A 23,139-nucleotide genomic window follows, 5' to 3' on the forward strand; every position below is an offset into this window, starting at 1 on the left:
GTGGCCTAATTGATCGAGTGCTCAGGCATGCGCTCTCACCAGTCAGGATGGAGGGCTTCAGGCGTAGAAGCGTTCGCGGAGAAAGGCGAAGCGCTCCGGGGTGTCCGCGGCGATGCAGAGCCTCTCCTCGCCGTCGGGCCGCTGCACGGTGAGGCCCGCCTCCTCGGCGACGACCGCGCCTCCGGCCCAGTCGTAGACGTTGATGCCGTACTCGCAGTAGGCGTTGACCCGACCCTCCGCGGCGTAGCAGAGGTCGACGGCGGCGGAACCGGCGCGGCGGATGTCGTCGAACTCCTCCATGATCCGCCCGAGTGCGGCGAGCTGGAGGGTCCGCCTCTCCGGCGAGTAGCTGAAACCGGTCGCGAGCACACGGCCCCGGCGCCCGTCCGGGGTGCCCGACAGGCGCGTGTACGCGAGCTCGCCGGGCACGAGGAGCGGATTCGCCGACGTCGCGCGCGCCTCCACCGGCCCCGGCAGGCCCGGGACCTTCCAAGCCCCGCCGCCGGCGCGGGCGAACCACACCGTGCGCAGGGCGGGAGCGGCGACGAGGCCGATGACCCAGCGGCCCGACTCGGGATCGCGTCCGCCGATCGAGAAGCAGTGCTGCTCGATCCCGCGGACGTAGTTCACCGTGCCGTCGATCGGGTCGACGTGCCATTCGATCGGCCGGTCGGCTACGACGGCAGGCGCGGCTTCGCCGGGAGACGCGTCACGGACGCCGGACGCGGGCTCGGAACCGACTGCGGATTCGGCACGGTTCCCGGATTCCACGGATGGGCACTCGAGCGCACCCGGCCCGGCGAGGAGGCGGGCGGCGATGCGGTCGCCGCCGGGCACCTCGGCGAGGGTGCGGGCGGCAGCGCCCTCCTCGCCCACCATGGTGTCCTGCGGGCGGGCGGCGCGCAGATGACCTGCGACGAGGGATTCGATCTCCGCGTCGGTGACGGTGACGAGGTCGTTGGGATCACCCTTCGCCTCGACGAGGGCGGTGTCGAGCCGCTGCCGCCAGTGCGTCATGCGGCTCGTCGCGATGAGCGCGGCATCGCGCGCGGCAACGAGGAGCGGGTCGGCGAGGAACGTCTCCGTATTCACCCTTCGAGCCTAGCGGCCGGGGTCAGGTGACGGCGCCGGAGGGGCCCTGTTCGGGGGCGGAGGCCGAGGGCGCGGACTGGGAGCTGATGGCGGCGATGTCCCCGGCCACCCCGAAGCTGCCGGAGCGGTTCTCGTTGGACTCGCGGTGGCGGCGGACGATCTCCTGCACTGCCTGCGAGGAGGTCCCCGCGGCGTCGGCGATCGCGGAATACGTGACCTCTTCCTCACGCGCACGAAGGATGGCGGCGACATAGTTCGCATTCACCCGGCTCCGCTGCCGGGCGATGCGTCGGACAGCGTTGACGAGCACCTTCTGCTCTGCAGTCAGCTGTCGTGCGCGACGTGACATGTACTTCTACCTCAGACCCACTCGATTCGGTGTGTGGTCATCGAGTCACACAACTGAAAGACGTGCACAGGTGCCACGGTCAAGACCGACTGCATGCCACCGAGTGCATTACAGCAGGATTCTCTAACCAAACTCAAAGACCAGGCGGCAACAACCCGCACCGCCAGGATAGATGTTATTCTATCGTGACTTGATCCGGTTTTCATTTTGTCAAGTTGTCTTGTCACCCTATAGTATCATCCGCCGCACGGAGCCGACAAGGGAGCTTGCAGGCTGGGCGCACGGTCCGGGCTGTCGGCGGTCGCGCGGCCCCGCACGGCACGGCGCGCTGTCCCACTCGTGCCGACGCCCCCGCCCGTTCCTCCCGCCCATTCCTCCCGTCCGTGTAGGCCGGCCGCACCGATACCGCTGCGCCGCCACATCTCGACCGCTCCGCGAACAGCCGTGGCGGTCGCTCGGCCCGCGGGACACAATGGGTCCATGACTTCGGATACCGTCGCTCGCCCCACCGCTCATCCCGCGCCCGACTATCCGGCTCCCGCACCGGACCGTGTGGCGCAGGTCGCTGGGGCCCTCGCAGCGGCCGGGCTCCGGGACTTCACGACCGACGCCGCCCAGCGCGCCGCCTACTCCTCCGACGGCTCGCTCTTCCGAATCGTCCCCACCGCCGTCGTGTTCCCCGCCGACGAGGCCGAGGTCGCCGCCGCCCTGTCCGTGGCCCGCGTACTCGAGGTGCCGATCACCTCGCGCGGGGCCGGCACCACGCTCGCCGGCAACGCCATCGGGCCGGGCATCGTCCTCGACTTCTCCCGGCACATGACAGCCGTCCGCGAGATCCTCCCGGAGGAGCGTGCCGCGTGGGTGGAGCCCGGCGTCGTCCACGCCGAGCTGCAGGCCCGGGCCCGCGCCCACGGCCTGCGGTTCGGCCCGGACCCCTCGACGCACACCCGCTGCACGATCGGTGGGATGATCGGCAACAACGCGTGCGGACCGCGGGCCATGGGCTACGGCCGGACCGTCGACAACGTGCTCGCACTGCGGGTCATGCTCCTCGACGGCACGATCGTCGACCTCGATGGGGCCGCCGATGCGGATCTCTTCCCCCGCCTCCACGCGCTCGTTGGCGAGAACCTGGGCACCATCCGGACCGAGCTCGGCCATTTCTCCCGGCAGGTGTCGGGGTACGCGCTGGAGAACCTCCTGCCCGAGCACGGCTTCGACCTGCGGAAGGCGTTCGTCGGCTCCGAGGGCACCTGGGGCGTGATCCTCGCCGCGAAGATGCGCCTCGTCGCCGACCCCGCCCACGTCACCACGGTGGTGCTGGGCTACCCGGACATGCCGAGCGCGGCCGACGACGTGCCGGTGCTCCGCCGCTTCCCCGTCACCGCCTGCGAGGGCATGGACCGGCGGATGGTCGACCGGCTCATCGACACGAAGGGTCCCGATGCGGTGCCGCCCATGCCCGCGGGGGACGGCTGGATGATCGTCGAGCTCGCCTCCGACGACGCCGCCGCGCTCGCAGCGCAGGCCGAGGAGCTCGTCGCGGCCGCCGCGGCCGGTGACTCGATGATCCTCGGACTCGGGGACGCGGAACCGATCTGGAAGATCCGGGCCGATGGTGCCGGCCTCGTCTCCCGCACCCCCGATGGCCGGGACGCCCATGCCGGGTGGGAGGACTCCGCGGTCCCGCCGGAGCGCCTCGGCGACTACCTGCGCGAGCTCATGGCGCTCCTCGAGGAGCACGGGCTGTGGGCGCTGCCCTACGGGCACTTCGGCGACGGCTGTCTCCACATGCGGGTCGACTTCCCGCTCGACGAGGACGGCGGCCGACAGGCCATGCGCGACTTCATGTTCGCCGCGGCGGACCTCGTCGCCCGCTACGGCGGCTCGGTGTCCGGCGAGCACGGGGACGGCCGGGCCCGCGGCGAGCTCCTGCCGCGCATGTACTCCCCCGCCGCGATCGCCCTGTTCGCCGCGGTCAAGCACCTGTTCGACCCGCGGAACCTCCTCAACCCCGGGATCATGGTCGACCCGGACCCGCTCGATGCCGGGATCCGGGTGGCGCTCGCCCGCCCCGGCGATCTGCTGCCGGTGCGCCCGGCCGGGCTCGGCTACGGCTTCGCCCACGACCAGGGCGACTTCACCACCGCGGTCCACCGCTGCACCGGGGTGGGCAAGTGCCGGGCGGACTCCGCGGCGACGGGCGGGGTGATGTGCCCGTCCTACCAGGCCACTCGTGACGAGCTCCATTCGACGCGCGGCCGCGCCCGGGTGCTCCAGGAGATGGTGTCCGGGGACCTCGTCGACACCGACTGGCGGGCGCCCGAGGTGCACGAGGCGCTCGACCTGTGCCTGAGCTGCAAAGCGTGCGACTCCGAGTGCCCGACCGGTACCGACATGGCCGCGTACAAGGCCGAGGTGCTCCACCAGGCGTACAAGGGCCGGCTGCGGCCGATGGACCACTACGTGCTCGGCTGGCTGCCGTGGCTCTCACGGGTGGGTGCGCCGCTCGCGCCGCTCGCCAACCTCACCGAGCGGCTGCCGGTGCTCGGCCGGCTGGCGAAGAAGGTCGCGGGGATCGACGCCCGCCGCCGCATCCCGGCCTTCACGCGCACGACCTTCACCCGCTGGTTCGGCAGGCGCTCGGACGGTGCGGGGCGGCTGGTCGCCGGTGGCCGGCAAGAGGAGGGCGCCGGGGCGGCCGCCGCCGGCACCGGAGCCGCCACCAGGGCGACGGACGGCAGCGGGGCGACCGGGGTCACGCAGCGGACCCGCGAGGTCGTCCTGTTCGCCGACACCTGGTCGAACTTCTTCGCCCCGCGGGTGCTCGCCGCCGCGGTCCGGGTGCTCCTCGATGCCGGCGTCGACGTCCGCGTCATCCCGAGCACCGAGTGCTGCGGCCTGACGTGGATCTCGACCGGCCAGCTCGACCTGGCCAAGCAGGTCATGGGGTCCGCGGTCGAGGCGCTCGACGCCACCGGCGACGTGCCGATCATCGGCGTCGAGCCGTCGTGCACGGCGACCCTGCGGGACGAGACGGGGAAGCTGCTCGGCACCTCGGCGGCAGCGCGCGTGGCCGCCCGCACCCGCACGCTCGCGGAATACCTGCTCGACATCGGGTACCCGGCGCCCGACCTGTCCGACCTCACCGCGGTCGTGCAGCCGCACTGCCACCACTCGGCGGTCATGGGGTTCGCCGCGGACCGGGAGCTGCTCGCCCGGACCGGGATCACCACCCGGGTGCTCGGCGGCTGCTGCGGCCTGGCGGGGAACTTCGGGGTGGTCGAGGGCCACTACGAGACCTCGGAGGCGGTCGGGGAGCTCGCGCTGCTGCCGGCTGTCCGGGAGGCACCGGCGGAGGCGATCGTGCTCGCCGACGGCTACTCGTGCCGCACGCAGCTCGCCGACCTCAGCGACCGGAAGGGCGTCCACCTCGCCGAGCTCCTCGCCTGGCGCCTCCCAGCCCCCTCCCCTGAGAACTCGATTTCCGAAGGTTCCTGAGAGCGGATCCGCGATCCATCGCAAGGTCGATCACAGCCCCCGGTACGCTTCTCCTACTGCCGTTCGCGCGCTGCACCTCACGTGCAGACCCCAGTGATCGACCCCAGGAATCGAGGTGCCGCATGGCCGAGCCGACGACCCGCGCTCCGCACACCGAATCGACCGCCGAGCCGACACGCGTGGAGCGATGGGAGCGCCGGGCCGAGGTCCCGATGCTCCTCCTGTCCTTCGCGTTCGTCGGCGCCTATGCGTGGACGGTCATCGATCCGACTCTGTCGCCGACGCTCGAGAGCTTCCTCGTCGCGGTCTCGTGGACCACGTGGTTCGCGTTCGCGGTCGACTTCGTGATCAGGATCGCTCTCGCCGAGCACCGCCTGCGCTACATCCTCCAGCACTGGTACGACGTGTTCCTTGTCGCGCTGCCGATGTTCCGCGCACTCCGGCTGCTCCGGATCCTCGGCACCCTGCGCATCCTCAACCGCGTGTTCCAGCAGCGGCTCATCGGCCGCACGGGTGCCTACGTCGTCGTCGCCTCTGTCTTCTGCATCTTCTTCGGCAGTCTCGCGGTGCTCGACGTCGAGCAGGAGGCCCCGGATTCGCAGATCACGAGCTTCGGCGACGCGCTCTGGTGGGCGGTGGTCACCTCGACGACGGTGGGTTACGGCGACCTGTACCCCGTCACCGCGGCCGGGCGGGCGGTGGCCGTCGGGCTCATGATCCTCGGGATCGCGCTCCTCGGTGCTGTGACGGCGAGCATGGCGGCGTGGCTCGTGGCCGCGGTCGAGCAGGACCGCACCCGCCGGGCCGAGGCTGAGGCGGACGCAGTCGCCGAGGCGCGTGCCGGTGTCGAGGCGCGTGCCGGAGCGGGCAGGGATATGAGCGCGGGCCCGGATGCAGGTCGGGGTGCAGATGCGGATGCGCCTGCGGACCACGTCTGCGCCTGCGCGGTCTGCGGTCGGCGGCTGACCGAGTAGCCGCGGACGGACGCGGATGGACACGAACGGGCGCCGTCGGTTCGGGGCACCGATCCGCGAACTGCGGAGTATCTCATTCCCGGCGCGCAATTGCGCGGCTCTTTCCGGATACCGCGCAGTTCGGTGCCGCAGGGCTCACGGAGTCAGTGCCCCGGGTCGCGCGCATCGCGCCTGGTTCCACCAGGCCCGGCCGATCAGGCCTTGGCAGTGAGGACCGGGACGGCTGCGTCGAGGAGGATGCGCTGGGCCTGCGATCCGAGGATGAACTTCCCGATCGCGCTGCGCTTGCGCAAGCCGATGACGATGATCTGCGCGTTGTGCTCCTCGGCGAGATCGTTGAGCGTGCCGACGAGGTCGTCCTCGTGGGTCGGCTGGATGACCTCGACCTCGACCCCGGCCTCCGTGCCGAGCTCGACGATGCGCGCAGCGTCCTGCTGCTGGATCGTGGTCACGCTGTCGACCGCGCCCTTGCGCGGCGAGTTCACCACGACGGCTCGAGCGCCGCGCAGCTTCGCCTCGGTGAATCCGAGTTCGAGCGCCGCCTCACCCTCGAGCGCCGGGAGGTAACCGATGAGAACCGTCATGGCATCAGTATGGCACCCGACGCGATCCGCGCCAGTCCGCCGCGGAGGCACCCACCGGCCAGGCGCCGACCACGGGGGGTCCCCCGCCGAGGCGCCCGCCGGCCCGGTGCCGACCACAGAAAGCCCGCAACCGAGGCGCAGCCGCCCCGGCACCTCACCCGCACCGCAGCATCACCGCAGGTCAGCCACCATCCTTCCACCGGCCCGGGACACGACTGAGGGTGCAATATCCGGCGATTCCGTTCTCAGGAACCTTCAGAAATTGCACCCTCAGGGGTGGGTGGGATCAGGCGACGAAGGAGAGCTCGCGGGCCCGGCGGTCGACGAGGTATTGCGTGTACGCCGGGGTCGTGAGGAAGTCGGGGAACTCCTCGCGCAGTGCGGTCTGGCGGAAGATCTCCACCGCATCGCAGTAGTGGTCGGCCGGGTGCCGCGGGATCGTCGCGAGCTCCTCGGCGAGGAACCGGTCGACGAGCGAGCGGGTGACGGTGCGCCCGTCCACGAGCTGCGCGCCGTGCTGCACCCACTGCCAGATCTGGCCGCGGGAGATCTCCGCGGTCGCGGCGTCCTCCATGAGGTTGTTCAGCGCCACCGCCCCGGTGCCGCCGAGCCAGGCGTTGAGGTAGCCGAGGCCCACGCGGATGTTCGCGCGTACACCCGCCTCGGTCGGGGTGCCGTCCATCCCGGACATGTCGATGAGGTCCTCGGCGGACACCGCCACGTCCTCGCGCAGCCGGTCCAGCTGGTGCGGGCGGTCGCCGAGCACCGCGTCGAAGGCCTCCTGCGCCACCGGGATGAGGTCCGGGTGGGCGACCCACGAGCCGTCGAAGCCGTCGCCGGCCTCACGCTGCTTGTCGGCCCGCACCTGCTCGAAGGCGTGCGCGGTGGTCTCCGGCTCGCGGCGGTTGGGGATGAAGGCGCTCATCCCGCCGATCGCGTGCGCCCCACGCTTGTGGCAGGTCTGCACGAGCAGCTCGGTGTAGGCCCGCATGAAGGGCACCGTCATGGTGACCTCGGAGCGGTCCGGCAGCAGGAAGTCGCGGTGGTTCCGGAAGTTCTTGATGAGGGAGAAGATGTAGTCCCAGCGGCCGGCGTTGAGCCCGGCGATGTGCTCGCGCATCTCCCACAGGATCTCCTCCATCTGGAAGGCCGCGGTGATCGTCTCGATGAGCACGGTCGCACGGATGGTGCCCTGCGGGATGCCGAGCCGATCCTGCGCGAACACGAACACGTCGTTCCACAGCTTCGCCTCGCGGGCGGCCTCGAGCTTCGCGATGTAGAAGTACGGTCCGCGGCCGCGGGCGATGAGCTCGGCGGCGTTGTGGAAGAGGTAGAGGCCGAAGTCGACGAGGGAGGCCGAGGCGGCGAACTCCGAGCCGTTGTCGTCGACGAAACGCAGGTGCTTCTCCGGCAGGTGCCAGCCGCGCGGGCGGACGACGATGGTGGGCGGCGTCGGGTTGGTCACACGGTACTGCTTCCCGGTGTCCGCCGCAGTGAACTCGAGCTCCCCGCGCACCGCGCGGGTGAGGTTCCCGATCCCGGTCACGATGTTGTCCCAGGTGGGGGACGTGGCGTCTTCGAGGTCGGCGAGCCAGACGCGGGCGGCGGAGTTGAGGGCGTTGATCGCCATGCGGGCCGACACCGGCCCGGTGATCTCGACTCGGCGGTCCTCGAGACCGGGGGCGCCGCGGTGGCCGGCGACCTGCCAGTCGGCGTCCTCACGGATGCTGCGGGTCTCGGCCTTGAAGGTGGGGAACCGGCCGTGGTCGATGTTCGCCCGGCGCACCTCGCGCGCGGAGAGGATCTCGCGGCGGCGGCCGACGAACTCCTCGTGCAGCGCGGCAACGAAGTCGAGGGCCTCGGCGGTGAGGATCTGCTCGTAACCGGTCGTCATGGGGCCGGTGATGATCATGCGGGACATCGGTGTCATCTCCTGGTGAAGAAGGGGTGCGGTGCCCGGTACCGGCTCAGGTACCGGGCACCGCGTGTCGTGGCCAACCGGGGCCGGGGGCTAAACCCCTGAAAAGCCCTCGGCCCCGGATGGCACGCTATGGGTGAGGCCCCGGTCGCTCAGAACTGGGCGGCCTCGGTCGAGTCGGCGAGCGCGGTGGTCGACGACTCCGGGTTGATCGCGGTCGACACGAGATCGAAGTACCCGGTGCCGGCCTCGCGCTGGTGCTTGGTCGCGGTGTAGCCGCGGTCCTCGGCACCGAACTCGCGCTCCTGCAGCTCGACGTAGGCCTTCATCTGCTCGCGGGCGTAGCCGTGGGCGAGGTCGAACATCGAGTAGTTGAGCGCGTGGAATCCGGCCAGGGTGATGAACTGGAACTTGTAGCCCATCGCCCCGAGCTCGCGCTGGAACTTCGCGATCGTCGAGTCGTCGAGGTGCTTCTTCCAGTTGAACGACGGCGAGCAGTTGTAGCTCAGCAGCTGGTCCGGGTACTCCGACTTGATGGCTTCGGCGAAGCGCTTGGCGACCTCGAGGTCCGGGGTGGAGGTCTCCATCCACAGCAGATCGGAGTACGGGGCGAAGGCCAGACCGCGGTCGATGCAGGGCTCGATGCCGTTGGTGATCTTGTAGTAGCCCTCGGCGGTGCGCTCACCGGTGACGTACTTCTGATCGCGCTCGTCGATGTCGGAGGTCATGAGGGTCGCAGCCTCGGCGTCGGTACGGGCGATGACGAGGGTCGGGACGTTCTCGACGTCGGCGGCCAGACGGGCCGCGCTCAGGGTGCGGATGTGCTGAGCGGTGGGCACGAGGACCTTGCCGCCGAGGTGGCCGCACTTCTTCTCGGAGCCGAGCTGGTCCTCGAAGTGGACGCCCGCCGCGCCGGCGTTGATCATGCCGCGCATGAGCTCGTAGACGTTGAGGACGCCGCCGAAGCCGGCCTCGGCGTCGGCCACGATCGGGGCCAGCCAGTTCTCGATCTGCTTCTGGCCCTCGGACATCTCGATCTGGTCGGCGCGCATGAGGGCGTTGTTGATGCGGCGGACGACGGCCGGCACGGAGTTCGCGGGGTAGATCGACTGGTCCGGGTAGGTCTGCGAGGCGAGGTTGGCGTCGGCGGCGACCTGCCAGCCGGAGAGGTAGATCGCCTTGAGGCCGGCCTTGACCTGCTGCACGGCCTGGTTGCCGGTGAGCGCGCCGAGCGCGTTGACGAAGTCCTCGGTGTGGATGAGGTTCCACAGGGTCTCCGCGCCGTGGCGGGCGAGCGTGTGCTCCTCGATGAGCGAGCCGCGCAGCTTGACGACGTCCTCGGCGCTGTAGTCGCGGGTGATGCCGGCCCAGCGGGGGTTGGTGTCCCAGTCCTGCTGGATGGCTGCGGCGTTGTGCAGATCGTTCTGCGTCATGAAGATCACTCCTGAGTCAAGGGTTTGGCGTTGCTGTGCGGGTCGTGCGGTGGTGCTGGTCAAGCCGCCTCCGTGCCGGTCCGATCGAATCGTTCCGGTTCTTTGGTGGTGTTCACCAGTCTGGGCGGATCTGCGAGGCGTGCACAGAGGTTTCTCGTTAGAAATCTGGCGATATTTCCGCTGTATAGAATTCAGCGGGTTCTGTGGCGGGAAATCGCACAGGATGGGACACTGGAGGCATGGCCACCGGATCCCGCACCCCTGCTCGCACCGCCGCGAGCACCCCCGTCCACGCCTCGGAGCACCCGGCTCAGCGCACCTCGGAGCGGCTCACCGAGCGCCGCACCGCGGACGAGGCACCCGTCACCGATGCGCTGAGCATCGGTCGCAAGGTGCGCCACTTCCGCACGCGGTGCGATCTCACCCTGGGGCAGCTCGGCGAGGCGGTGGGCCGGGCGGCCTCCCAGATCTCCTCGATCGAGAACGGCAAGCGCGAGCCCTCGCTCACCATACTCTCCGCCCTCGCCGAGGCGCTCGGCACCTCGACCGAGGAGCTGCTCGACCCGCACCCGCTCGACGCCCGGCAGGCGCTCGAGCTCGAGGCGGAGCGCGCACAGAATTCCCCGCTCTATTCCTCGCTCGATCTCCCGCAGGTGCGGGTGAAGTCGCTGCCGCAGGACGCGCTCGAGGCGATCGTCGGCCTCCAGCGGCAGCTGAGGCAGGTCGTGCGCAACCGCGCCGCGACCCCGGAGGAGGCCAGGCGGGCCAACAAGCGCCTGCGCGAGACCATGCGTGCGCGCAACAACCACTTCGCCGAGCTCGAGGCGCAGGCCGCCGAGGTGCTCGAAGCGATCGGTTACGAGGACGGCCCGCTGAGCCAGCGGCAGGCCGCGCGGATCGCCGAGCGGCTGGGGTTCTCGCTCCACTACGTATCCGATCTGCCGAAGTCCACCCGCTCGGTCTCCGACACCCGCAACCGGCGCCTCTACCTGTCGAACGAGGACGCCTCCGGCCACGACCCCCGCTCGCACTTGCTCACCGCGCTGGCGGCGCACCTGCTCGGGCACACGCCGCCCTCGGACTACGGCGAGTTCCTGTCCCAGCGCGTCGAGGCGAACTATCTGGCCGCCGCGCTGCTCCTGCCGGAGAAGGCCGCGGTGCCGTTCCTGGCGGAGGCGAAGAAGGACCGCCGGATCTCCATCGAGGAGCTGCGCGATTTCTTCGGAGTGAGCTACGAGACCGCCGCCCACCGGTTCACCAATCTCGCGACCGAGCATTTCGGGCTGCCCGTGCACTTCATGAAGGTCCACATCTCCGGCACCGTGCACAAAGCGTACTCGAACGACGGCCTGCCGTTCCCCACCGATCCGCTCGGCGCGATCGAGGGCCAGTACGCGTGCAAGCGCTTCACCTCGCGCACGGTCTACCGGGTATCCGACCGGTTCAGCCCCTACTTCCAGTACACCGACACCCCCTCCGGCACGTTCTGGTGCACGGCCCGCGTGCTGCCCGGCGCCGGCGACTTCTCGGTGAGCGTCGGCGTGCCGTTCGCGCACGTCAAGTGGTTCGATGGCCGGGAGACGGCCAAGCGCTCCGAGTCGCGCTGCCCGGACCCCACGTGCTGCCGGCGGGCGCCGGAGCAGCTCGAGGACAAGTGGGCCGAGACCTCCTGGCCGGCCGCCCGCACCCACGCCTCGCTGCTCGCCGCGGTGCCGCCCGGCGTGTTCCCCGGCGTCGACACGACCGAGGTGTACCAGTTCCTCGAACGGCACTCAGGGTAGGGATCCATCTCGACGTGGCCGGCCCGGCGCTCGGGGCGGTCGCAGTGCTATCGGCCCGGAGAGCTCGGTCCGGTGATCTCGGTGCACGCTAGGCTGAAGTGGCCTGCCGCCCCGGACGAAGGAGTCCCCGTGCCCACCGATCCTCACCCCGCCCCGGCATCGTCCGCCGCGGACGCCGCGACGACCTCCGCGCTCCCGCTCCTCGAGTTCGCCTCCCGTTCGATCGCCGGTGCCACCGCGATCGTCACCGGAGCGGCGAGCGGGATGGGTCGCGCCACCGCCGCACTGTTCGCACTCGAGGGAGCCCACGTCGTCCTCGCCGATCGCGAGCTCGACCCTCTCGCCGAGGTGATCGACGAGATCGAGGAGCTCGCCCCGAGCGCCCGGGCGCTCGCCGTCCCCTGCGATGTGAGTCGCCCGGAGGACCTCAGCACGCTCGTCGACACCGCGGTCGAGCAGTTCGGCGGGATCGACCTGCTCGTCAACAACGCCGGGGTGTCGCGGCGGAACTCCGTCGCCCAGGAGGACGAGGAGTTCGAGCGGGTGTGGCAGGAGGTCCTCGACATCAACCTCAGCTCTGCAGGGGATCCACGTCGCAGCACCGGTGGTGAAGTCCGCTCTTCTCCCGGTCGATCTTCCACAAGAAAAGGCCTTCATCCTGCGGCGGGTGAGGATCGATTCGACGGATCGATCCGTCGACTTCCCCATCAAGCCCTGGCTGGCGAACGACCAGTCGACGGAGAGCATCCGGTCATGGGTCGACGGCGAAGACGGCCTCGCCCCTCTGCAGCCCACCCTCGTCCTGCATTCGGAGGGAGGGATCCTCCGCGATGCCCGGGTCGATCATGCTCTCGACACCGAGCAGCTCGAACACTTCACTCGAGCAGCGGAGGACGAGGATTCCCCGTGGTGGGTCATCGAGGATCCCAACACGAGAACCGGTCTGCTCGTCTCCCGGGAGCACCATCTCGTCACCGTCGAGACCGACGATGACGGCGCCACGGTGCACATCCATGTCGAACCCCGCCGAGCGAAAGCCGAACGCGACAAGCAGCGGGATCGCTTCGCCCGCCGGTGGGGCCCGTGGCTCGACCCGGACGCAGCACTCGGCCCCGATCAGATCCGGCGTGGCATCGCTCGCGCCGAGGAGATGGTGCTCGAACTCCTTGCCGAGGAGACGACCGACGACAGTGAGGACAGCGACGCATGATGAGCACGAAGATCACGCTCGACCACGGCGACATCGACATCGACCTCCCGGCCGAGGGGCAGCGGCCGCGCGGCTGCGACTGGAACGAGTCGGTCTGCACCGACACCCCGACCCACACGATCGTCGTCCCGGACCATGACGAGGATGCCTCCGGGCCGCACGCCTCCACCTACTGCGCTCGGCATTATGCGGTCTCGCTCGCCGAGCTCCTCACGCTGCACGTGCAGCAGTGCTCCGGCGGCGTGCGCGAACACCTGTCAGCCTACGGCGAGATCAGCGCACCTCGGTGGCTGTGACCGGCGGGCTGCGGACCCGCGGTCCCGAGCCGCCGCCCAGCCCCCACCCGCGCACGATGTGTCGAGGCCGGAACACGAATGGCCGGAAGGCCACTGCCGTCGCAACAGGTGCCACACGCACCGTTCATAGGTTGGGATCAAGAGGTTCGCCGCAGGAGCGGGAACCGCGATCCCCAGGAGAGACACCATGCGACGAGCACTCATCACCAAGTCCGCGACGGTCGTCGCCGGGCTCGCCACTGCCCTCACCCTGTCCGCCTGCAGCTTCGAGTTCTCCGTCGGCCCCGGCAGCGAAGGCAACGGCGAGGAGCAGACAGAGGAGACCACCGAGCGCAACCGCAACGGCGACGAGGCGACCGGCGCCGAGGACACGAACGGCGGCGGCAGCCGCGAGGGCTCGGACACCGAGGAGCGCGACATCCCCGACCAGGACCCTACCGAGGACACCAGCACCGGTTCGGGCAGCGGCACCGGTTCGGGCAGCGGCAGGTCGTCCGAGGACGAGTACACCTCCGACTCCGGCAGCAGCGGCTCCGACGTCACGATCCCGGGCAACGAGCTCGCGGTATCGGTCAAGGAGGCGGCGGAGGAGGAGTCCGGCGTCACCGGCATCGACGTCACCTGCCGCGACCTCAACGCCTACGCCGTCGGCGCCTCCACCACCTGCGACATGGAGATGCCGAACGGGGACAAGTACTTCCCGCTCGTCAAGGTCACCTCGATCTCCGGCGGGAACGTCGAGTACAAGCTCGAGTTCCCCGGCGTCCACTTCTGATCCGAGCCGCTTCTGAACCGAGCCGCAGCTCCGCGGCACCGCAACTCCGGAGCACCGTGAACTGTGGGGCGAACGAGTGGGAGCAGGGCCATCAACGGCCCCGCACTCCCCCGTTCGCCCCACCGTCGCGTGCGCAGGCAGCGCGGGCAGGCCGTGCCCGAGGTGCCGCGCACCCGGGAACCCACCCGGTCCGAGGCACCCTGCGGCTCGGCGCACGCCGGCTCAGCCTGCGAGCATCTCCCGCACGTCGGCCGCGCTCACGAGCTCGATCTGCGGGGCGTAGAGGCCCATGACATGGAGCGCCGCCCGGCCGTTCTCCGCGCTCGAAGCCGCGCACGCATCGGTGACGATGCTCACCTGCATACCGGCGTCGGCGGCGGCGAGCGCGGTGGAGATCACGCAGCAGTCCGTCGACACCCCGGTGAGCACGAGGTGCGCATCCGCTCCCGCCCGTGCCGCGAGCTCCGCGCCCCATTTGCCGAAGGTCGGCGCGTCGACCGGCGGCCGCGCGGACAGCTCCGCGGCCCCGTCGACGAGGGCGTACAGCGGGTCCGCGGCACTGACATCGGCGAACGGCCACTGCCGGAAGTAGTCGCCCCAGGCCGTCGACCGGTCCGCGGTCGGCAGCCAGCGGGTCACGCTCACCCGGCCCTCGAACAGCGGCGCGATCTCCCGGATCCGCGCGAACGCCTTAGCGAAATCCGGCGATGACCAGTCCGAGCCCGGTTCGGCGAAGATCGCCTGCGGGTCGATGACGACGAGGTGGGGCACCCGGGTGCGGCCGGCCCGGAACGCAGGCTGCCCCTCGGCCCGCCCCTCGACCCCGGCAGCCGCCGGATCCGAGGAGCCCGCCGGCTCCGCGGCACCCACCGCTCCCGAGGCACCCACCGGTTCCGCCGTCATCCCCGGCCCCCGTCGAGCGGTCCGGGCGCGTTGTCGAGCCCCGCGACGGCGAGCTCGGCTGCCGCTGCCTCCTGCCGGCGGATCGTCCGGCGGCGCAGCAGCAGGGTGACGAGGAACGACAGCACGAGGGCGAGGAGCACCCCGAGGTTCGCGTACGCCCAGGTGCCGTCCTTCCCGCCGAGCGGGCCGAGCAGGTACCCCTGCCAGTTGTTCCAGGCCGCCTCGGCGGCGAACTGGTTGATGACGAGGCCCCAGCCGAGCACGGAGGCCACGGCCATCGTCACCAGGCTCGTCCAGTCGAACGCCCCGTAGACGCCACGGGCGTCGAACAGCGAGGGCTCGTGGTAGTCGGCGCGGCGGGTGAGGATGTCGGCGATGAGGATGCCGGCCCATGCAGCGAGCGGCACGCCGAGCGTGATGAGGAAGCTCTGGAACGGCCCCAGGAAGTCCTGTGCGAAGAACACCACCCAGATCGTGCCGATCGTGAGGATGAGCCCGTCGATGCCGGCCGCGACCGGGCGCGGGATCCGGATCCCCAGGCTGAGCAGGGTGAGGCCGGAGGAGTAGATGCCGAGCACCGCGCCGGACACGAGCGCGAGCAGCGCGGTGATCCAGAACGGGATGAGCGCCCACACCGGCAGCAGGGTGGCGAGCGCGCCCACCGGGTCGACGGCGACGGCGTCCATGAGGGCGGGGTCGGAGCCGGCGAGCAGCAGGCCGACGGTGACGAGGATGACCGGCGCGGCCGAGCCGCCGATCGTGTTCCACACGACGATCGAGGAGTCCGAGGCGGAGCGCCTCTGGTAGCGCGACCAGTCGGCGGCGATGTTGATCCAGCCGAGGCCGAACCCGGTCATCACCATGACGAGCGCCCCGATCATCTGCTGCGGGCTGCCGTGCGGGAGCGCCATCACGGCGGCGAAGTCGATGTGCGGGATGACGAGGACGACGTAGAGGACGGTGATCGCCCCGGTGAGCCAGGTGAGGATCGACTGGAGCCGCATGATCATGTGGTAGCCGAGCACCGAGGCGGTGACGATGACGCCGGCGACGACGAGCGCGGCGATCACCCGCACCCCGGTGCCGCTCGCCCAGCCGAGCGCCTCGAACACCGTGGCGGTGGCGAGGACGGCGGTGATCGCGAGGAAGGTCTCCCAGCCGATCGAGGTCAGCCAGGACACGATGCCCGGCACCTTCTGCCCGTGCACGCCGAAGGCCGCGCGGGAGAGCACCATCGTCGGGGCGCTGCCGCGCTTGCCGGCGATCGCGATGAGCCCGCACAGGAAGAACGAGACGACGACGCCGATCACCGTGACGACGGTCGCCTGGAGGAATGAGATCCCGAAGCCGAGCACCCACGAGCCGTAGCTCATGCCGAACACGGAGACGTTCGCGGCGAACCACGGCCAGAACAGGTCGGAGGGCTTCGCGGTGCGCTGGGCGTCGTCGACGATCTCGATGCCGGTCATCTCGACGAGCGGGGTTCGTTCCACGGCGGTTCCCGTCACTGGGCTGCAGGGTCGAGGCCCATCATCACGCCTTTATCACAGATACGCAATTAAGCGCATCCGGGCTCACCTCACCGCAGCGAGCCGAGCGCCTTGTCGACGATGTGCTCGGCGATCGCCATCGAGCTCGTCGCCCCCGGGGACGGCGCGTTGCGCACCTGGGTGAGTCGGCCGCGGGTGGTGATGACGAAGTCGTCGACGAGCGAGCCGTCGGCGTTCATCGCCTGCGCCCGCACGCCGCGCGGACCGGGCTTGACGGTCAGCGGGTCGAGGTCGGGGACGAAGCGCTGCGCCTCGGCGATGAACGCCTTGGGCGACACCGCGGTGCGGGCCTCGCGGGCGGCGGCCTTGACGTTGTCCTTGGCGAACTTCCAGAACCCCTTGTACCCCAGGGTGGAGCCGATGTCGCCGAGGTCGAACCCGCCCTTCGAGTACCCGCGCGTGTACTTCTCCCGCCCCATCGACAGGAAGGCGTTGGGGCCGAGCATGAGCGCGCCGTCGATCCGGCGGGTGAGGTGGACGCCGAGGAACGGGTACGCCGGATCCGGGACCGGGTAGATCAGGCCCTTGACCACGTCCGCGGCGGGCTGCTCGATGAGGAAGTAGTCGCCGGAGAACGGCACGATCCGCGGCTCCGCCTCGAGGCCCGAGGCGCGTGCCAGGCGGTCCGCCTGCAGGCCGGCGCAGGTGACGACGAGGTCGAAGGAGCCGGCGTCCTGGGTCATCTTCGACTCGACCCCGGGCATCGCGAGCGCGACCCGCACTTCGTTGCCCATGGTGTCGAGCCGGGCGACCTCGGAGTTGTACTCGATGCGTCCGCCGGCGGCGAGCACGTCGTTGCCGAACGCCTCGGTCAGGGCGACGAAGTCGATGATCGCGGTGTGCGGGGAGTGGAGGGCGAGGACGCCGCGGACGTTGGGCTCGATCTCGCGCATCTCGTGCCGGTCGAGGAGTGCGACGTGCGGCACGCCGTTGGCGCGCGCCCGCTCGTGGATCTTCTCGAGCCGGTCGACCTCGAGCGTGGTGTGGGCGACGACGAGCTTGCCGCACTCGTCGTAGGGGATGCCGTTGACGGCGGCGTACTGGACGAGCATCTCCACACCCCGCCGGCACAGCTGCGCCTTGAGGCTGCCCGGCTCGTAGTAGAGGCCGGCGTGCACGACGCCGGAGTTGTGGCCGGTCTGGTGGGCGGCGAGGTGGGATTCCTTCTCGAAGACGGTGACGGTGGCCTCGGGTTCGCGGAGGGCGAGCTCGCGGGCGACGGCGGTGCCGATGATGCCTCCGCCGACGACGGCGATGCGTGAGATTGTCATGGTGCTATCTTGGCAGAACCGCCCACCCGCCGACAGGGCTCGGCCGCGTCCGAGGCGCGGGCCGGGATCCGAGACGCCCGCCCGGCCCGGTGGGCGCCGTCGACAGGAGAGGGGCCCGCATGGAGTCGCCGTTGACCCTCGACTGGCCCGGCAAGGCCGCCGCTGCCGCCCTCGCCGCCGAGGATCCCTCCGGCCCCGACGGCACCGGACCGCTCCTCCCCGACGGACCGCTCCTCCCGCTCGACCGTCACCTCGCGATCGAGGGCGAGAACCTCGCCGCCCTTCGAATTCTCCGCCGCTCCCACGCCGCACAGGTCAAGGTCGTCTGCATCGACCCGCCGTACAACACCGGCAACGCCCTGCCCTACCGCGACACCTTCGGGGCGGCCGGGCACCGCGGCTGGCTGTCGCTGATGCTCCCCCGCCTGCTGCTCACCCGCGCGCTCCTGCGCGCGGACGGTGTCGTGTTCGTCTCCATCGACGACCGGGAGAACGCGCACCTCCAGCTCCTCGGGCACGAGGTGTTCGGCGAGGAGAACTACCTGGGCTCCTTCATCCAGCAGCGGGCCAAGGGCGGCGGGAACGCGCGGTCGTTCGTGCGCGGCCACGATTTCGTCCTCGTCTGGGCGAAGGACGCCCGGGCAGTGGGTCCGTTCCTCACCGAGAAGCGCCCGCCGGCCCGGTACGAGACGATCGACGGCACGCGGTACCTCGTGGACGACGACTGGCTGCGGGTGAGCTTCGGCAAGTACACCCGCGGTGCAGAGCGCCGGCTCATGTACGAGGACATCGCCGCCGTCCGCGGGGAGGCGAAGAAGGCCGAGGTCGACGCCGGGCTGGCCGCCGGGACCCTGCGGCTGCGCGCATGGGGCGAGCCGGACGAGCAGGGTGTGCGCAAGCACGCGGTGCTCCGGCTGACCCCGGCTGACCGCGCGAGCTCGAAGATGTACTCGATCATCAAGGCGCTCAACGAGGGCGGGCGGGCCGATCTCGAGGCGCTCGGGCTCGGCGGGCTGTTCGGCTATCCGAAGCCGCTCGAGCTCATCCGCACGCTCGTGCGCTCGCAGACGATGTTCGACCGCGAGGCGATCGTCCTCGACTTCTTCGCCGGCTCCGGCACCACCGGACAGGCGGTGCTCGAGCTCAACGCCGCCGACGGCGGTTCGCGTCGATTCGTCCTCGTGCAGCAGCCCGAGGCGCTGCGGCCCGTGGCCGGGGCCCGCACCGGCGCCGAGGCGGGGGCCGCCGGGGCACGGTCCGTCGCCGGTGCCGCGGCAGGCACGGGCCCGGGCAGGGAGCCCGCCGCTGGGGCAGGGGACGCCGCGGGCCCGGGCGGGAAGCCCGCCGAGCCGCTCACCACGATCAGCGCCCTCATGCGCGAGCGTCTGCGCCGGGCGGGGGCGGCACTGCGCGAGCAATCCCCGGACCTCGACGTCGACTTCCTCGACATCCGCCTGCCCGATCCGCCCGACTGAGGCGCTGCCGCGCCGTCCTACTGCGCGGTATCCGATTCCAGCCGCGCAATTGCGCGCTCGGTTCCGGATACCGCGCGGTCGGACCGCCCGACTGCACCTCCGCCCGCCGCCGATCACCTCCGCCGCAACTACCCGGCGTTCGTCACCACCTGGTAGCCGCCGCTCTCGTGGACGAGGGTCCAGTCGCCGCCGTAGCGCTCCTCGGCCCAGGCCTCGATCGAGCCCTCGTGGTCGTCGGGCCGCAGTGCGATCGCCTCGGGCACGAACTCCTCGGAGCTGCCGTACCAGTAGACGTCGGTGTGCGGGGCGAGGTAGGCGAGCAGCCGGACGTCGGTGACCACGGAGTCGTACTCGACTGAGGCCTCGAGAGCACCGCTGCCGTCGACGCGGTACCGGTCCGCCTCCCACAGCAGGTGGATGTTCGTCTGGCTCAGCAGCGCGAAGGAGGCCACAGCCGCCACCGCCGGGGCGAGCGTCCGGTGCGGCCGGCCGGCCCCGTCGAGCAGGCCGACGGCGGCGATCGGGATGAGGACGGCGGAGTAGTGGAAGCTCGTATCCCAGTAGCCCTCGACGTTGCCGAGGAACCGCCAGCCGAGCGTGGGGAGCATGAGGAGGATGAACGGCGAGCGCAGGCCGATCACCCCGGCGGCGAGCGCGAGGAACCCGACGGTGCCGATCTTCGTCGTGAGCCCCGCGGTGAGCGTCTCGGCCAGCGTGACGTTGTCGGAGTAGTCGTAGCCGCCGCTGACGTTGAAGGCGGGGATGAAGATCAGCACCGCGTAGACCGTCCAGGCGATGCCCCAGCCGGCGAGGAACAGCCCGTACTTGAGGTCGGCGCGGCTGCGCAGCCAGACGGCGAGGCCGAACACCGCGACCGTGAGCCCGAGGTCCTCCTTGACGAACACGAGCAGCGCGATCGCCACCGCCGCGCCGAGCTTCTGCCCGCGCATCCACCCGACGAGTCCGAACGCCAGCAGCGGGACGGCGAAGGCGATCTCGTGGAACTGCGCGGTGACGGCGTTGAGCAGACCCCATGAGCCGACGTAGGAGACCGCGAGGAGCCAGGCGCCGCGGGGCGTGAGCCGCTCGACGGCGAGCGACACGACCGGCCACACCGAGGCCGCGAACAGCACGGCCTGCGCGAGCATGAGCGTGAGCCCGGAGGGGAAGAGCCAGAACAGCGGGGTGAGCAGGATGAGGATCGGATGGAAGTGGTCGCCCCAGAGGTTGAAGCCCGGTCCCTTGATGTCGACGATCGGCACCTCGAGAGCGGAGTACCGGGTGAGGAGCTGGGTGAAGATCCCGAGGTCCCAGGACGGCGAATAGAAGATCCGCCACATGATGATCGCCAGCGTCGCGTAGAGGACGAGCGCTGCGCACGAGGCGAGCGCCGGGGCGTACCGGGTGAGGCCGGGGAGCTTCGGCGGCACGGGCGGTGTCAGTCCTGGAGGTCGACCGCGACGGCCGATGCCCCGGCGACGGCGGCGGTGACGGTGAGCACCGAGGGCCAGGCGCCGATCTTCTTGGCCAGCGGGTGGGACAGACCGAATCCCAGCACGTACGCGGCGGCGAGGCCGGCGGTCGTCGCCGCACCCCCCTTGGCGAGCCAGGTGCGGCCGGCGTACACGCCGGCTGCGGCGAGCACCGCCCCGCCCAGCGGCCGGATGCCGGATTCGCGGGCGGAGACATAGCCGCCGAGGAGGCCGAGGGCGACGATCGGAGCGGTCTGCACGTCGAGTGCGTCCTTGAGTTCTGCCATGGTCCGGAGTCTAGCCGCGCGCACCGATCGCTCCTCGATCCGCCCCGGGCGGATCCGTCGTGGTCGCGCGCCCGGGCGGCCGTCGACGATCGGCGGTCGCGAGCAGCCCCGGGCTCAGTCCGAGGTCAGAGTGCTGAAGGATTCGAGTGCCCGCGGATGCCCTGCGACGAGGATCTCGTCCTCCGGGTAGACCACGGTCTCGGGTTCGACGAAGTGCCACCCGCCGCCGCGCTTGACGCCCACCACCGCCACGCCGTGGTGCCGCTCGAGGTGCTGAGGCCCCAGCGGACGGTCGACGATCGACCCCGGCGGGGAGATCCGCACCACGGCGAAGTCCTCGTCGATGGCCGCGAAATCGTGGAGCCGGGAGCTGATGAGGTGCGCGAGGCGACGGCCCATGTCGTTCTCGGGCCGGATGACGTGCTCGACCCCGAGCTGCCCGAGGATCTCGGCGTGCGGCTCGCCGATCGCCTTCGCCCAGATCGCAGGGACCCCGAGCTTGAGGAGGCGGGAGGTGGTGAGGATGCTCGCCTCGATGTCCGAGCCGATCCCCACGACGACCGCTGGCACCTCGGCGATCCCGAGCTGCCGCAGCGCCTGCTCATCGGTGGAATCAGCGGTCGCGACGAAGGCGAGGCGGTCACGGAGGTCGTCGACGACGTCGCGGCGGATGTCGATGCCGATGACCTCCGCGCCGAGTGCGGTGAGCTCGGTGGCCACCGCTGCACCGAATCTGCCGAGGCCGATCACTGCGATCGCCCCGGCGCCGGCGAGCCGGCCCGGGTCGCCGGTGAGGAATGCGGCCGGCTTCGCCAGCCATCTCGATGTGTTCACTGCGTCTCCTCCTGTGCTTCTGCGCTGGTCCGATGTGCCTGCGGCGCGGGGTGGTGCCGGGATCGATCGCGTCCGCGCCGCGCGGAAGACCCGGTCTCAGCCGATGAGCGGCCGCTCCTCGGGCAGTGCGTAGCTCGCGTGCCTGCGTCGCAGCGCGAGGGCCGAGGCGAGGGTCACCGGCCCGATCCGTCCGACCGCCATGAGGACGATGAGGACGACCTGCGAGAAGGCGGGCAGCTCCGCGGTGATGCCGGTCGACAGGCCCACGGTCGCGAATGCGGAGATCGCCTCGAACAGGATCCGATCGAGGCCCCACTGCGGCTCGTCGAGCATGATGAGCATCGTGGCGCCGAGGACGAGAGCGAGCGCGAGGACGATCACCGTCGACGCCTGCCGATGGACCGCGGTGTCGATCCGGCGCCCGAGGAGATTCACCGCGCGACCGCCGGTCACCTCGGACACGGTCATCGCTGCGAGCACGGCGACGGTGGTGACCTTGACGCCGCCTGCGGTCCCGGCCGGTCCGCCGCCGATGAACATGAGGATGTCGAGCCCGAACCAGCTCACCGGGTGCATCTGGGCGATGTCGATGGAATTGAACCCCGCGGTGCGGGCGATGGTCGACTGGAAGAAGGCGGCGAGGATCCGGCCGCCGGTCCCGTGGGCACCCAGGGTGCCGGGATTGCGCCATTCCTGCACCGCGATGAACACCGTCCCCGCCAGCAGGAGCAGAGGGGTGAGGACGACGACGATCCGCGTGGTGAGCGACCAGGAGAGCGGGAAGCGGTAGCGGCGGACGAGCTCGACGAGGACGGGGAACCCCATCCCGCCGATGATCACCGCGAGCGCGAGCGGCAGGATGACGAGGGGGTCGGTCGCGTACCGCACGACGCTGTCCGCGTGGAGGCCGAAACCGGCGTTGTTGAACGCGGAGATCGCGTGGAAGACCCCGAACAGGATGGCCTGCGCCCAGTCCATGTCGTAGCCGAACCTGAAGCGCGGCACCAGGATCGCGGCGGTCACCGCCTCGACCACGAGGGTTAACCCGATGATCCGCACGATCACCGGGCGGATCCCGCCGAATCCGGACGAGCGCGTCTCGTGGGCCACCGCTCTCCGGAACCGCAGACCGGCGCGCCGCGCGACGAGCATGCCGAGCAGCATCGTGAAGACCATGATGCCGAGGCCGCCCACCTGGATGAGGCCGAGGATGACGAGCTGCCCGAACAGTGTGAAGTCCCCGCCCGTGTCGAGGACGACGAGCCCGGTCACGCTGAGCGCCGACGTCGCGGTGAAGAGTGCGGGGAGCACCCCGATCGACCCGTCGCCGACGGTGGCGAAGGGGAGCATGAGGAGTCCGGTGCCGGTGGCGAGCGCGGCCGAGAACCCGGCCAGGATCACGGTCACCGGGCGCGGAATGCGTACGCGGGGCAC

20 protein-coding genes and 1 pseudogene are annotated in these 23,139 nt (G+C 70.7%); 8 read left to right on the forward strand and 13 right to left on the reverse strand.

Annotated features, from left to right (window positions below; all coding sequences use genetic code 11):
• Window positions 1-57: 57 nt before the first annotated feature.
• Complete coding sequence (locus ABD883_RS05765; protein WP_247618401.1) at window positions 58-1,092, reverse strand: inositol monophosphatase family protein; 1,035 nt, start codon at window positions 1,090-1,092, stop codon at window positions 58-60.
• Window positions 1,093-1,114: 22 nt separating this feature from the next.
• The gene (locus tag ABD883_RS05770) at window positions 1,115-1,441 is read right to left on the reverse strand and encodes a hypothetical protein (RefSeq protein WP_137318344.1); all 327 of its coding nucleotides are present in this window, start codon (window positions 1,439-1,441) and stop codon (window positions 1,115-1,117) included.
• Between the two features lie 480 nt (window positions 1,442-1,921).
• Here ABD883_RS05770 and ABD883_RS05775 point away from each other — a divergent pair, with 480 nt between their 5' ends.
• Together ABD883_RS05775 and ABD883_RS05780 are read left to right on the forward strand one after the other, a co-directional pair.
• A complete protein-coding gene (locus ABD883_RS05775) occupies window positions 1,922-4,942 on the forward strand; it encodes an FAD-binding and (Fe-S)-binding domain-containing protein (protein ID WP_247618400.1) in 3,021 nt (1,006 codons plus the stop codon).
• Window positions 4,943-5,064: 122 nt separating this feature from the next.
• Window positions 5,065-5,916, forward strand: coding sequence for a potassium channel family protein (locus tag ABD883_RS05780; RefSeq protein WP_345030618.1), 852 nt, complete (start codon window positions 5,065-5,067; stop codon window positions 5,914-5,916).
• A 194-nt stretch (window positions 5,917-6,110) separates the two neighbouring features.
• Here ABD883_RS05780 and ABD883_RS05785 read toward each other — a convergent pair whose 3' ends face one another.
• From ABD883_RS05785 to aceA, 3 genes are all read right to left on the reverse strand, one after another.
• On the reverse strand, window positions 6,111-6,500 hold the full coding sequence (locus ABD883_RS05785) for a universal stress protein (protein WP_345030620.1): 390 nt from the start codon (window positions 6,498-6,500) through the stop codon (window positions 6,111-6,113).
• Between the two features lie 286 nt (window positions 6,501-6,786).
• Entirely contained in the window at window positions 6,787-8,430 is a 1,644-nt protein-coding gene (aceB, locus tag ABD883_RS05790; RefSeq protein ID WP_425548419.1) for a malate synthase A, read from the reverse strand.
• Between the two features lie 140 nt (window positions 8,431-8,570).
• Window positions 8,571-9,851: an isocitrate lyase gene (gene aceA / locus ABD883_RS05795; RefSeq protein WP_137318349.1), complete on the reverse strand. Its 1,281-nt coding sequence runs from the start codon at window positions 9,849-9,851 to the stop codon at window positions 8,571-8,573.
• 239 nt (window positions 9,852-10,090) lie between these two features.
• Here aceA and ABD883_RS05800 point away from each other — a divergent pair, with 239 nt between their 5' ends.
• Complete coding sequence (locus ABD883_RS05800) at window positions 10,091-11,632, forward strand: XRE family transcriptional regulator (RefSeq protein ID WP_137318350.1); 1,542 nt, start codon at window positions 10,091-10,093, stop codon at window positions 11,630-11,632.
• A gap of 143 nt (window positions 11,633-11,775) precedes the next feature.
• Here ABD883_RS05800 and ABD883_RS05805 read toward each other — a convergent pair whose 3' ends face one another.
• Entirely contained in the window at window positions 11,776-11,910 is a 135-nt protein-coding gene (locus ABD883_RS05805; RefSeq protein ID WP_302630564.1) for a hypothetical protein, read from the reverse strand.
• On the opposite strand from ABD883_RS05805, the pseudogene ABD883_RS13765 reads away from it, so the two are divergent.
• The 4 genes and pseudogenes from ABD883_RS13765 to ABD883_RS05820 all read left to right on the forward strand — a co-directional run.
• Window positions 11,897-12,154: pseudogene (locus ABD883_RS13765) on the forward strand (SDR family NAD(P)-dependent oxidoreductase); the annotation flags it as partial. The gene ABD883_RS05805 and the pseudogene ABD883_RS13765 overlap by 14 nt on opposite strands.
• A 145-nt stretch (window positions 12,155-12,299) precedes the next feature.
• On the forward strand, window positions 12,300-12,842 hold the full coding sequence (locus ABD883_RS05810; protein ID WP_254668873.1) for a hypothetical protein: 543 nt from the start codon (window positions 12,300-12,302) through the stop codon (window positions 12,840-12,842).
• Entirely contained in the window at window positions 12,839-13,138 is a 300-nt protein-coding gene (locus tag ABD883_RS05815) for a hypothetical protein (RefSeq protein ID WP_137318353.1), read from the forward strand. Before ABD883_RS05810 ends, ABD883_RS05815 begins: the two co-directional genes overlap by 4 nt.
• Before the next feature lie 187 nt (window positions 13,139-13,325).
• Window positions 13,326-13,913, forward strand: a complete 588-nt coding sequence (locus ABD883_RS05820) for a hypothetical protein (RefSeq protein ID WP_345030627.1) — start codon at window positions 13,326-13,328, stop codon at window positions 13,911-13,913.
• 222 nt (window positions 13,914-14,135) lie between these two features.
• Here the strand turns inward: ABD883_RS05820 and ABD883_RS05825 are convergent, their stop codons facing one another.
• From ABD883_RS05825 to lhgO, 3 genes are all read right to left on the reverse strand, one after another.
• Entirely contained in the window at window positions 14,136-14,816 is a 681-nt protein-coding gene (locus ABD883_RS05825) for a cysteine hydrolase family protein (RefSeq protein WP_345030633.1), read from the reverse strand.
• Window positions 14,813-16,285 carry a purine-cytosine permease family protein gene (locus ABD883_RS05830; protein ID WP_345030689.1) on the reverse strand — a complete coding sequence of 491 codons (1,473 nt, stop codon included), beginning with the start codon at window positions 16,283-16,285 and terminating at the stop codon, window positions 14,813-14,815. Before ABD883_RS05830 ends, ABD883_RS05825 begins: the two co-directional genes overlap by 4 nt.
• A 110-nt stretch (window positions 16,286-16,395) precedes the next feature.
• Window positions 16,396-17,637: an L-2-hydroxyglutarate oxidase gene (gene lhgO, locus ABD883_RS05835; protein WP_247618394.1), complete on the reverse strand. Its 1,242-nt coding sequence runs from the start codon at window positions 17,635-17,637 to the stop codon at window positions 16,396-16,398.
• A 119-nt stretch (window positions 17,638-17,756) separates the two neighbouring features.
• Here lhgO and ABD883_RS05840 point away from each other — a divergent pair, with 119 nt between their 5' ends.
• Window positions 17,757-19,112, forward strand: coding sequence for a DNA methyltransferase (locus ABD883_RS05840; protein WP_345030636.1), 1,356 nt, complete (start codon window positions 17,757-17,759; stop codon window positions 19,110-19,112).
• A gap of 128 nt (window positions 19,113-19,240) precedes the next feature.
• On the opposite strand, the gene ABD883_RS05845 is transcribed toward ABD883_RS05840, so the two are convergent.
• From ABD883_RS05845 to ABD883_RS05860, 4 genes are all read right to left on the reverse strand, one after another.
• Entirely contained in the window at window positions 19,241-20,542 is a 1,302-nt protein-coding gene (locus ABD883_RS05845) for a DUF2079 domain-containing protein (protein ID WP_345030638.1), read from the reverse strand.
• An 8-nt stretch (window positions 20,543-20,550) separates the two neighbouring features.
• Window positions 20,551-20,871 carry a hypothetical protein gene (locus ABD883_RS05850; RefSeq protein ID WP_345030641.1) on the reverse strand — a complete coding sequence of 107 codons (321 nt, stop codon included), beginning with the start codon at window positions 20,869-20,871 and terminating at the stop codon, window positions 20,551-20,553.
• Window positions 20,872-20,985: 114 nt separating this feature from the next.
• Window positions 20,986-21,705, reverse strand: a complete 720-nt coding sequence (locus ABD883_RS05855) for a potassium channel family protein (protein WP_137318358.1) — start codon at window positions 21,703-21,705, stop codon at window positions 20,986-20,988.
• A 96-nt stretch (window positions 21,706-21,801) separates the two neighbouring features.
• The gene (locus ABD883_RS05860; RefSeq protein ID WP_345030644.1) at window positions 21,802-23,139 is read right to left on the reverse strand and encodes a TrkH family potassium uptake protein; all 1,338 of its coding nucleotides are present in this window, start codon (window positions 23,137-23,139) and stop codon (window positions 21,802-21,804) included.

The sequence above is a fragment of the Brevibacterium pityocampae genome, assembly GCF_039541555.1.
GTDB lineage: Bacteria > Actinomycetota > Actinomycetes > Actinomycetales > Brevibacteriaceae > Brevibacterium > Brevibacterium pityocampae.

Excerpts from the sequence above, each read along its gene's own strand:
- ABD883_RS05770 (WP_137318344.1), bottom strand. The coding sequence starts at position 1,441 with ATGTCACGTCGCGCACGACAGCTGACTGCAGAGCAGAAGGTGCTCGTC.
- ABD883_RS05775 (WP_247618400.1), top strand. The coding sequence starts at position 1,922 with ATGACTTCGGATACCGTCGCTCGCCCCACCGCTCATCCCGCGCCCGAC.
- ABD883_RS05780 (WP_345030618.1), top strand. The coding sequence starts at position 5,065 with ATGGCCGAGCCGACGACCCGCGCTCCGCACACCGAATCGACCGCCGAG.
- ABD883_RS05785 (WP_345030620.1), bottom strand. The coding sequence starts at position 6,500 with ATGACGGTTCTCATCGGTTACCTCCCGGCGCTCGAGGGTGAGGCGGCG.
- aceB (WP_425548419.1), bottom strand. The coding sequence starts at position 8,430 with ATGACACCGATGTCCCGCATGATCATCACCGGCCCCATGACGACCGGT.
- aceA (WP_137318349.1), bottom strand. The coding sequence starts at position 9,851 with ATGACGCAGAACGATCTGCACAACGCCGCAGCCATCCAGCAGGACTGG.
- ABD883_RS05800 (WP_137318350.1), top strand. The coding sequence starts at position 10,091 with ATGGCCACCGGATCCCGCACCCCTGCTCGCACCGCCGCGAGCACCCCC.
- ABD883_RS05815 (WP_137318353.1), top strand. The coding sequence starts at position 12,839 with ATGATGAGCACGAAGATCACGCTCGACCACGGCGACATCGACATCGAC.
- ABD883_RS05820 (WP_345030627.1), top strand. The coding sequence starts at position 13,326 with ATGCGACGAGCACTCATCACCAAGTCCGCGACGGTCGTCGCCGGGCTC.
- ABD883_RS05825 (WP_345030633.1), bottom strand. The coding sequence starts at position 14,816 with ATGACGGCGGAACCGGTGGGTGCCTCGGGAGCGGTGGGTGCCGCGGAG.
- ABD883_RS05830 (WP_345030689.1), bottom strand. The coding sequence starts at position 16,285 with ATGACCGGCATCGAGATCGTCGACGACGCCCAGCGCACCGCGAAGCCC.
- lhgO (WP_247618394.1), bottom strand. The coding sequence starts at position 17,637 with ATGACAATCTCACGCATCGCCGTCGTCGGCGGAGGCATCATCGGCACC.
- ABD883_RS05840 (WP_345030636.1), top strand. The coding sequence starts at position 17,757 with ATGGAGTCGCCGTTGACCCTCGACTGGCCCGGCAAGGCCGCCGCTGCC.
- ABD883_RS05850 (WP_345030641.1), bottom strand. The coding sequence starts at position 20,871 with ATGGCAGAACTCAAGGACGCACTCGACGTGCAGACCGCTCCGATCGTC.